The following is a 1327-nucleotide window of genomic DNA, read 5'->3' on the forward strand; positions in this document are numbered from 1 at the left end:
TGTATTTGTCCAAATAGCCGGCACACTTATCAACGGCCCGTCGTTTGTTTTGGCTCAGTTGTTTGCGGGTGGCATCACGTCGCAGGTCAACAGCCACACTCTCGGCGGCTCCCTGCAAAATCTGCAAAGCTTTCCCTTTTACCCATTCTTCAGCCACGCCCGGGGCGTGGTTGCTGCCCACGGGGTGGAAACAATGGGCCGCTTTCCACAGGTATTCCAAAACATGGATGAGATCCAAAACCAGAGTGATCTTGGCCTGTTAGGTTTCGGCCACGTCAAGTATGTCAAGGAACTGCTGCTCGCCTCCGTCCACCACGACCACCCAGTGACGAATCTGTTTAGGATCTCTTGTCAATGCCTCTTCAAAGGCAGCTTTGATCACACCCCGGCTATCATGTTCAATACTGGCCCATACCCGTTTGTTTCTAGCCCGCACGGGACCAGGCTTATTCTCTTTAGGTCCCATGATCTGTTCAGGTGTGCGTTGCTGAGCTTGGAGGCTGTAGACGGATGCCACAGTGGCCATGCGCTTATGGTTAAGCTTTTCACCAGGCGCCAGACGCGCTCCATGGGAATCCTTTTGCTTCTCTGCAGCTTTGCGTGTGGCGGGCCGAAGGTCTTCTCCAGGCATCACGATCCCCTTACCATCCACGGTGATGACCAACAGATCCGATGTTTTCTCCGGCTCTTCCGGAAGATTGTAGAAGGCATCGAAATCTTGCGACATCTTGATCACGCCCAGGGCGTGACTCAATACTCTGGCGTTTCGGGACCTTCCCACCTGTCGTCCTACGGATGCTCTCTACACCCTCATCAAAGGAAGAGTCAGCTACTTCTTGAGCCACCAGGCGACACAGTTGCGAAGAGTACTTGTCTTGTGGAAGATTGAGCTCCCCATCCAAGGGAAACAAACTCTTAACGCCTTTGGCGCTGTAGCCCTTCCTTCTGACCACCACTTGTCCAAACTCGGTCATGAGGTTTCTCTCACAGCTTTCACGAATGTGAGTGCGGGTGACCCCGCCGGCTCCCAGAACCGATTCCATCCGTTGCTCACGCTTGCAACGTACATCCAGGTGGCCTTGAAGCAGCAGTCGCATCACCTCGGTTCTCTGTTTCTTAATCAAAATCTCCACCTGATCATGCTCCATCTGAGCCGTTGGATCGCTGTGGAGTTGATAAATCGTTGTCTCCAACTGGGCACGGGCCAAACGAAATGCTTCCTCGACGATCTCGATATCGCATGTTTGCTTCATAACAGGGTCTCCTTGGGCTGTAGGTTGGCAACCTACCATGCCTCAAGGTAGAGCAGATGTCCAGTACTTTGAGA

2 protein-coding genes and 1 pseudogene are annotated in these 1327 nt (G+C 53.1%); all 3 read right to left on the reverse strand.

Annotation, left to right across the window (positions count from 1 at the left end; translation table 11 throughout):
• Positions 1-238: pseudogene (locus K1V27_RS22455) on the reverse strand (hypothetical protein); the annotation flags it as partial.
• A 21-nt stretch (positions 239-259) separates the two neighbouring features.
• Positions 260-631 carry a hypothetical protein gene (locus K1V27_RS22460; protein ID WP_258932519.1) on the reverse strand — a complete coding sequence of 124 codons (372 nt, stop codon included), beginning with the start codon at positions 629-631 and terminating at the stop codon, positions 260-262.
• Positions 632-641: 10 nt separating this feature from the next.
• Complete coding sequence (locus K1V27_RS22465) at positions 642-1253, reverse strand: hypothetical protein (RefSeq protein WP_258932520.1); 612 nt, start codon at positions 1251-1253, stop codon at positions 642-644.
• Positions 1254-1327: the final 74 nt, after the last annotated feature.

Source organism: Desulfoferrobacter suflitae (assembly GCF_022603395.1).
Lineage (GTDB): Bacteria > Desulfobacterota > Syntrophobacteria > Syntrophobacterales > Syntrophobacteraceae > Desulfoferrobacter > Desulfoferrobacter suflitae.

Coding starts and splice junctions, on each gene's coding strand:
- K1V27_RS22460 (WP_258932519.1), bottom strand. CDS start 631: ATGCCTGGAGAAGACCTTCGGCCCGCCACACGCAAAGCTGCAGAGAAG.
- K1V27_RS22465 (WP_258932520.1), bottom strand. CDS start 1,253: ATGAAGCAAACATGCGATATCGAGATCGTCGAGGAAGCATTTCGTTTG.